We start from the raw sequence: 6808 nt of genomic DNA on the forward strand, positions 1-6808 counted from the left end.
CACCTCCTCCTTTCCTTCTACAATATGCTGCCTTCGTTTATCGATTTGGTAACTTAACACTAGGCTTTTAAAAATATTTCGTAATTTGCGCCTAGACTGAAATCATCCATTGATTCAAAAAAAATACCACAACCATCAAAAAGCTGTGGTTGTGGCTTTCTACTACTCGATCTAAATAACATCTTGCAAAATGACACCATCGCTCATTTTTATAATACGATCCGTATAAGCAAGCATCTCTTCATCATGGGTCACCATTAAAGTTGTAATGTTTAACGTTTTAGTTAAATCCTTAATTAATAACATAACCTCTTTTGATCGTTGTGAATCTAAACTAGCAGTTGGTTCATCCGCGAATAGAACTTTCGGTTTATGAATGATCGCCCGGGCAATCGCTACACGTTGCTTCTCCCCTCCCGACAATGAAGAAGGATAAGAATTTTTCCGATGATCCATCCCTACTAATTTTAGTAATCGATCGATTTCATTTTTTTGTTCCTGCTTCTTTAATTTCGATTCAGAAACATCTAGCATTAATAGCAGCTGTTCTTCAACAGTAAGAAAAGGTACGAGGTGTGCAAATTGAAAGACAAACCCAAATTCACTTGCTCGTACTTTTCGAACCTCCTCAGCGTTCATAATAGACAGGTTTTTTCCTTCAAATATAACATATCCATCTGTTGCAGGCTGAAGTCCTGCGGCAATTGTCAAAAGCGTACTTTTACCGGAGCCAGATGCACCTACCAATGCAGTTATTTCTCCTTCTTTTAATGAAAGATCTATCCCTTTCAGTATTTCCTCCTCTACCTCGCCATTCGTAAACGTTTTTCTAACTTCATCGATTTTAAATAAAGTCATATTAAGCCTCTCCTTGCTGTATCGCTTGTAATGGTTCAATTTTTTTAATTTGGATTGCTGAAATTGTAGCGCCTACAAATCCAATAATTAGGAATACAATCGATAATTGCGTTGTTGTCGCGATCGTTAAAGTGAATGGCATTCCTTTTGGCGCTATCAGATTAAAGGCCTGGCTAAAGGTTACAGATAAAACAAGTGAAAAAACTGTAATGATGGCCATCTGTGTCCATATCATTTTGAATAACTTACTTGTTTTCAAACCAATCGCCTTTAAAATTCCGTATAAGCCGATTTTTTGGACATTCATCATATAGAAGAAGATGGCGAATAGCATCCCACTAATGACTACTAGAAACCAAACAATCATATTTAAAGACATTTGTTCTGCGTTATAGCTTGGGATTGTGTTAAGAAATTCTTTATTTGAAAATGATTCTAATCCAGCAAATTCTTTTGAAGAATCTCCGTCTGGTACGAAAATCATCTGCATTTCATCCACACGGTAAATTTCTTTATAATCCTCTTTATTAATGTAGGCAACAGGTGCATGACTATATTTCTTTTGGTCGACAAATCCCTTTACTACAAACTTGCCATCAAATTGATTATTCGTTAATGTATCTCCTACTTTAATTCCTTTATCTTTCATTGAGCTGTCTAATATGACTTCCTCATGTTCCACATTTTCAAATAACGCTGAATCGGTCGATGTAACAAAGGCAACGCTTTGCTGCTTATCGTCCTGATCATTTAAAAAGCCCATTTGTAATGAAAAAGCTACTGCATTTTTTTCTTTGCTCAATATTTCGTTTTGTGTACCGCTATCTATTTTTGACAGATTATAAGTTTGATCTGCATCCTCATTCATATAAAATTGACCTTGTGGTAAATCCTTAATTAGAGCGGCATTATCTTGAGACAATCCGTTCGCCAAACCAGAAATAATAAATGTTAATAAACTAACTAAAAAAACAATTGAACCTAATATTAAAAATCTTACTTTATTCTTCTTAATTTCTTTCCACGCAAGATTCATTGTTAACTCCTCCATTCCTTTTTACATCCTTAGCATAAAATCCTTAAATGAACGGAAGATGAACTAATTATTAAAAATGAAATAGTTTCAGCAAAAAAGCTCATAAACCCTTTTTAAGGTTTACGAGCTTATTGTAATGTAGTAGGCTTTTGACAGACCTATTGGCCATCTAAACGAATGACAGCTTTTTTATAATATTTCGGGGTTTCCTCTATTTTTGATTCGTACAAAACCACTTCTTCTACTAGAAATTTAGGAAGCTGAAAATTATCTTCCATCAATGCCTCTGACGGAATTTTCCCGCATGCTTCATCCCACTTTCTTGCAACAGTTATATGGGGGACAAAGGGCTTCTTATCTAATTCAAATCCAGCCTTAATACAATCTCGGTATACTATTTCTTGCACAACATTTAATTGCTGCGATTCAAGCAAATCGACCCATAAAATTCTTGGATACTCTTTTCTCCCAAAAGTATTGAACCCCTGAATTTTTAATTCGAATAGAAAAACATTCAGAAGATTTCCCCTCACTTCATTCATTATAGCTTGTAATTGCTCTTCATCCGCATGACCTAAAAAAGCCAAAGTGATGTGATAATCTTCCTGATGAACCCAGCGTTTAAAATGAAAGTCAGTTTTCATTTTTTCACATCTCACATGAAGAGCTGCTTTAATGTCTGAAGGAAGTGGAACTGCAATAAAAAAGTGTCTGTTCATAATTATACCCTCTCTATTCATCATAAATGCTACTTATCAGGCATTATGTCTTTTCCTACAATAATTTAACCATACTACTACGCTAAAATGATAAGGTTCTAATGTATATATGAAAGACTCTCTAGATAAAAATAAAACATGTCTTCCATTTATATAACCCACTTTACTTTTAGCAGAGTAGGCCTTATTATTTTTGAATACAAAAAAGACTCCAACATAATCGTTGAAGTCTTTCATTCTATGATAACGGTGGTCGGGACAGGGAATGGTTCCGAAAGCCTTATATATCAAGGTTATCTGGTTATAATGTGTAAAAATTGTGTAAAATGATTTGCTGGGTTTTTCAGATGAAAAATATAAATGTTTTCTCTTGTGTCTACACTCAACATGCGTAGAGTGTATGTAGCAACACATTGGTGCTGTGGGTTTAAGTAATTGGCTAGGTGCTACCATAGTAGAACCTAGCCTTTTTATTTATATTCAAACAATCTTTTCTTATTTTTTAGCAAGGAGGTCTATACAATATTTTACAAATGCTTTATCGACAATTTCGCTTTGTCCAGATTTCTCCACATGTATACTCTGCATTGGGACTAATCATAATCCAAGTACATGTTGCTCTCTGCTAATTCTTGCTGAGACATTCTGCCAAACTTTCTCCTCTTTGTGTTTTGCTTTTTATTTCTATACTATCTTTGAATACTCCTTCTTTCGGTAACAACCCACTATGAATCCATCCTGCTAAAGTATGCTTATTTTGTATACAAGCGTTTTTAAGAATTTTATAATCATTATCTTCGATATAAAATGTTTCTCTATGGCTTTTATTGTCTATATGTTTATTGTGAGTAGACTGGGGAGAGATTTCATTTCGCTCAACGCCATCAAGATAATTAGCCCAGTATTTTTTTCTCCATCTATGTCTCGATTTCTAACTAATTTAATATACTCTCGCCAAGGTGTTACTTTTATTTTTGAAGCTTCGATTTCATTACATAATCTAGTAAAGCTATCTATAAGGATTCCACTACTACATCCATCCCATAAAATATGGTGATAGGTTAATATCATAATGATTTTTTCATGGTTGGCGCCATTTACCAGACGGATTCTTAATGGTTCCGTTGTTAAATCAATCCCTTTTTTAAGCTCATTATATGGGTTCTTATCCTAAAATCGGGTGGGGAAGTTTTTTAGATAGCAAGTTTTCGTATAAAATACAATCGAAGGAGGTGGAATTTTATGGATTTTATCAGGAAATAAACCGCTTGGAAATAATTTATTCCTTTCTGCTATTGCGGATTGTCTCTGATCCTATCTGTACCTTATAGTAAGGGAAGAAGGGTACGAAAGAAGCCGTATAGTCAGTAGAAACCCTTGAAAAAGTTAGTTCAGAAAATTTCTAGTAGGAGCGTGTAAAATGAATTTAAAAGAAAAGTTGATATTAATAAAAGAAAATGGGTACCAAGCCCCCCCCGATACATTCCAATTGATACTAGAAATGATAAATAACATCGGTTCTTTGGATCCCCAACTACGTGATGAGCTAATTTATACAACCTTATCACATTGGATTCCTGATAATTCTCTAACAGCAAACGAACTAGAACAACTTCTACCGGTTATTTTGGATAAAAACCATTTACTTTTTAAGCTTGGTGAAACAAATACAGACTCTGTCTTCACTCGATCTTTCTCCATGCTAGTCATACCGCTCCTCTTCATGAGGCATAGAGAATCACCATTTCTCTCTAGAGAGCAAATTCATCAGATAAAAGAGAAAGTATTTTACAATGTAAAAGAAGAGCGAGATTACCGTGGGTATGACGAAGAAAAAGGCTGGGCTCATGCTATAGCCCATGCAGCAGATGCTTTAGAAGATTTGGCTCAATGTTCCGAACTGGATAAAAATGACCTCTTAACTATCCTCGATTTGGTTTACGAAAAGATGACCATAACAGATCGAGTTTACTCCGATGGGGAAGATGAGAGAATGGTAAAATCCATAATTAGTGTTTTAAATAGAAAAATACTTAGTCAGACTTATGTAGAGCAATGGATTCAAAGTTTTGGTGATGTGGAGAAAAATTCAGAATTTCTCCCTGCCTTTAAGCAAAAAAATAATATAAAGAACTTTTTGAAAAGTTTATACTTTCGAGTTAAATTTTACAAAGTGGATGCCGTTCTCTGCTCGACTATCGAGCATACATTATATAAAGTAGAAAAAGTATACTATTCCTAATTTAAAAAAATGAGGGGAAAGCACCCGCACTTGTCCGTCTCCATTTCAAATGTGGTAACAGGCAAACAATAGCCCTCAGGGGACATTTTAACTTCACACTTTTCACAGAAAATTTGATTTGCGGGGATTCAGATGGATCTCCGTTCTTTTTTTTTTGCTTCCCTTAATCAATCCCGTTTTCCCAGATTGCAGCTTGTGTAAAATGAACCTGCCTGTGTGTAAAATGTGTGTAAAAAGATTTCAATTCTTATCGTTTCCTATCGTAACCCAAGAAATTTAAAAAGCTCACAAACCCTGTTCTATCAAGGTTTGTGAGCTTTCTAATCTTACTAAACGTAACGTATATGTACGTGATGATACCGGTGGTCGGGGTCGAACCGACACTCCAAAGGAACACGATTTTGAGTCGTGCGCGTCTGCCAATTCCGCCACACCGGCACAATGGAGATAAAAAAAATCGGATAAACCGATTGAGTAATAAATTATGGAGGCGGCAACCGGATTTGAACCGGTGATAAAGGTGTTGCAGACCTGTGCCTTACCACTTGGCTATGCCGCCTTAATAATTGGAGCGGAAGACGAGGTTCGAACTCGCGACCCCCACCTTGGCAAGGTGGTGTTCTACCACTGAACTACTTCCGCAATAAATGGCTGGGATACCTGGATTCGAACCAGGGCGTGACGGAATCAAAATCCGTTGCCTTACCGCTTGGCTATATCCCAAAAGTTAAATATATAAATGGGGCGACTGATGGGAATCGAACCCACGAATGCCTGAACCACAATCAGGTGCGTTAACCACTTCGCCACAACCGCCATATTATTATATTTTATTATTTTAAATTAAATGGGGCGACTGATGGGAATCGAACCCACGAATGCCTGAACCACAATCAGGTGCGTTAACCACTTCGCCACAACCGCCATGAAATTAATTAATTGGCAGGGGCAGTAGGAATCGAACCCACATCAAAGGTTTTGGAGACCTCTATTCTACCGTTAAACTATGCCCCTATAAAAAAACTGGTGGAGGGGGACGGATTCGAACCGCCGAACCCTAAGGAGCGGATTTACAGTCCGCCGCGTTTAGCCACTTCGCTACCCCTCCGGGAATACATGGTGCCGGCGATAGGAGTCGAACCCACGACCTACTGATTACAAGTCAGTTGCTCTACCAACTGAGCTACACCGGCAAAAAAATATGGTGGGTCAGGACGGAATCGAACCGCCGACACTTAGAGCTTCAATCTAATGCTCTACCAACTGAGCTACTGACCCATATTTTTAAAAAAATGGCGGTCCCGACCGGGATCGAACCGGCGATCTCCTGCGTGACAGGCAGGCATGTTAACCGCTACACCACGGGACCATTTTGGTTGCGGGGGCCGGATTTGAACCAACGACCTTCGGGTTATGAGCCCGACGAGCTACCACTGCTCCACCCCGCGATAATAAGGTGATTTATTTAAATAATGGTGGAGGATGACGGGCTCGAACCGCCGACCCTCTGCTTGTAAGGCAGATGCTCTCCCAGCTGAGCTAATCCTCCATCTGGGTATTAAATGGTGACCCCTACGGGATTCGAACCCGTGTTACCGCCGTGAAAGGGCGGTGTCTTAACCACTTGACCAAGGGGCCATCGTTTGGAATGAAAAATCCTTAAAGTGCTGGCGGAGAGTAAGGGATTTGAACCCTTGAGACAGTGTTAACCGCCTACACGATTTCCAATCGTGCTCCTTCGGCCACTCGGACAACTCTCCAAGAATGGCTCCGAAGGCAGGACTCGAACCTGCGACAACCTGATTAACAGTCAGGTGCTACTACCAACTGAGCTACTTCGGAATAATTTTATTATATAGCCTAGCGACGTCCTACTCTCACAGGGGGAAGCCCCCAACTACCATCGGCGCTAAAGAGCTTAACTTCCGTGTTCGGTATGGGAACGGGTGTGAC

General features: G+C 38.4%; 4 protein-coding genes, 16 tRNA genes, 1 rRNA gene and 1 pseudogene. 1 reads left to right on the top strand and 21 read right to left on the bottom strand.

Features of this window, described 5'->3' with window-relative positions; all coding sequences use genetic code 11:
- Window positions 1-171: 171 nt before the first annotated feature.
- The 4 genes and pseudogenes from ACQKN4_RS14575 to ACQKN4_RS14590 form a co-directional block, all read right to left on the bottom strand.
- Window positions 172-858, bottom strand: coding sequence for an ABC transporter ATP-binding protein (locus ACQKN4_RS14575; RefSeq protein ID WP_079563280.1), 687 nt, complete (start codon window positions 856-858; stop codon window positions 172-174).
- A 1-nt stretch (window position 859) separates the two neighbouring features.
- Window positions 860-1894, bottom strand: coding sequence for an ABC transporter permease (locus ACQKN4_RS14580; RefSeq protein WP_427484025.1), 1035 nt, complete (start codon window positions 1892-1894; stop codon window positions 860-862).
- A gap of 158 nt (window positions 1895-2052) precedes the next feature.
- Entirely contained in the window at window positions 2053-2613 is a 561-nt protein-coding gene (gene thpR / locus ACQKN4_RS14585; protein WP_427484026.1) for an RNA 2',3'-cyclic phosphodiesterase, read from the bottom strand.
- An 831-nt stretch (window positions 2614-3444) separates the two neighbouring features.
- Window positions 3445-3753, bottom strand: a pseudogene (locus ACQKN4_RS14590) (condensation domain-containing protein); the annotation flags it as partial.
- Window positions 3754-4033: 280 nt separating this feature from the next.
- Between ACQKN4_RS14590 and ACQKN4_RS14595 the strand changes: the two are divergent.
- A complete protein-coding gene (locus tag ACQKN4_RS14595; protein ID WP_427484028.1) occupies window positions 4034-4855 on the top strand; it encodes a DUF2785 domain-containing protein in 822 nt (273 codons plus the stop codon).
- A 357-nt stretch (window positions 4856-5212) separates the two neighbouring features.
- On the opposite strand, the gene ACQKN4_RS14600 is transcribed toward ACQKN4_RS14595, so the two are convergent.
- The 17 genes from ACQKN4_RS14600 to rrf all read right to left on the bottom strand — a co-directional run.
- Window positions 5213-5293, bottom strand: a tRNA-Leu gene (locus ACQKN4_RS14600).
- Between the two features lie 47 nt (window positions 5294-5340).
- A tRNA-Cys gene (locus ACQKN4_RS14605) sits at window positions 5341-5414 on the bottom strand.
- A gap of 8 nt (window positions 5415-5422) precedes the next feature.
- Window positions 5423-5497: transfer RNA gene (locus tag ACQKN4_RS14610), tRNA-Gly, on the bottom strand.
- Between the two features lie 6 nt (window positions 5498-5503).
- Window positions 5504-5578 (bottom strand) — tRNA-Gln (locus ACQKN4_RS14615).
- Window positions 5579-5595: 17 nt separating this feature from the next.
- Window positions 5596-5671 (bottom strand) — tRNA-His (locus ACQKN4_RS14620).
- 32 nt (window positions 5672-5703) lie between these two features.
- Window positions 5704-5779: transfer RNA gene (locus tag ACQKN4_RS14625), tRNA-His, on the bottom strand.
- Between the two features lie 16 nt (window positions 5780-5795).
- Window positions 5796-5869, bottom strand: a tRNA-Trp gene (locus tag ACQKN4_RS14630).
- 10 nt (window positions 5870-5879) lie between these two features.
- Window positions 5880-5963 (bottom strand) — tRNA-Tyr (locus tag ACQKN4_RS14635).
- 9 nt (window positions 5964-5972) lie between these two features.
- A tRNA-Thr gene (locus tag ACQKN4_RS14640) sits at window positions 5973-6048 on the bottom strand.
- Window positions 6049-6057: 9 nt separating this feature from the next.
- Window positions 6058-6133, bottom strand: a tRNA-Phe gene (locus ACQKN4_RS14645).
- Between the two features lie 15 nt (window positions 6134-6148).
- A tRNA-Asp gene (locus ACQKN4_RS14650) sits at window positions 6149-6224 on the bottom strand.
- Between the two features lie 4 nt (window positions 6225-6228).
- Window positions 6229-6303: transfer RNA gene (locus tag ACQKN4_RS14655), tRNA-Met, on the bottom strand.
- A gap of 25 nt (window positions 6304-6328) precedes the next feature.
- Window positions 6329-6404, bottom strand: a tRNA-Val gene (locus ACQKN4_RS14660).
- Window positions 6405-6418: 14 nt separating this feature from the next.
- Window positions 6419-6493 (bottom strand) — tRNA-Glu (locus ACQKN4_RS14665).
- A gap of 30 nt (window positions 6494-6523) precedes the next feature.
- Window positions 6524-6615: transfer RNA gene (locus tag ACQKN4_RS14670), tRNA-Ser, on the bottom strand.
- Between the two features lie 5 nt (window positions 6616-6620).
- Window positions 6621-6697 (bottom strand) — tRNA-Asn (locus tag ACQKN4_RS14675).
- Window positions 6698-6713: 16 nt separating this feature from the next.
- Window positions 6714-6808: ribosomal RNA gene (rrf, locus tag ACQKN4_RS14680) — 5S ribosomal RNA — on the bottom strand; the annotation flags it as partial.

This window comes from Lysinibacillus sp. NPDC093692 (assembly GCF_050280125.1).
Lineage (GTDB): Bacteria > Bacillota > Bacilli > Bacillales_A > Planococcaceae > Lysinibacillus.

What these genes read in the sequence shown, in the direction of transcription:
- ACQKN4_RS14595 (WP_427484028.1), top strand. Translation starts at nt 4,034, where the DNA reads ATGAATTTAAAAGAAAAGTTGATATTAATAAAAGAAAATGGGTACCAA.
- ACQKN4_RS14575 (WP_079563280.1), bottom strand. Translation starts at nt 858, where the DNA reads ATGACTTTATTTAAAATCGATGAAGTTAGAAAAACGTTTACGAATGGC.
- ACQKN4_RS14580 (WP_427484025.1), bottom strand. Translation starts at nt 1,894, where the DNA reads ATGAATCTTGCGTGGAAAGAAATTAAGAAGAATAAAGTAAGATTTTTA.
- thpR (WP_427484026.1), bottom strand. Translation starts at nt 2,613, where the DNA reads ATGAACAGACACTTTTTTATTGCAGTTCCACTTCCTTCAGACATTAAA.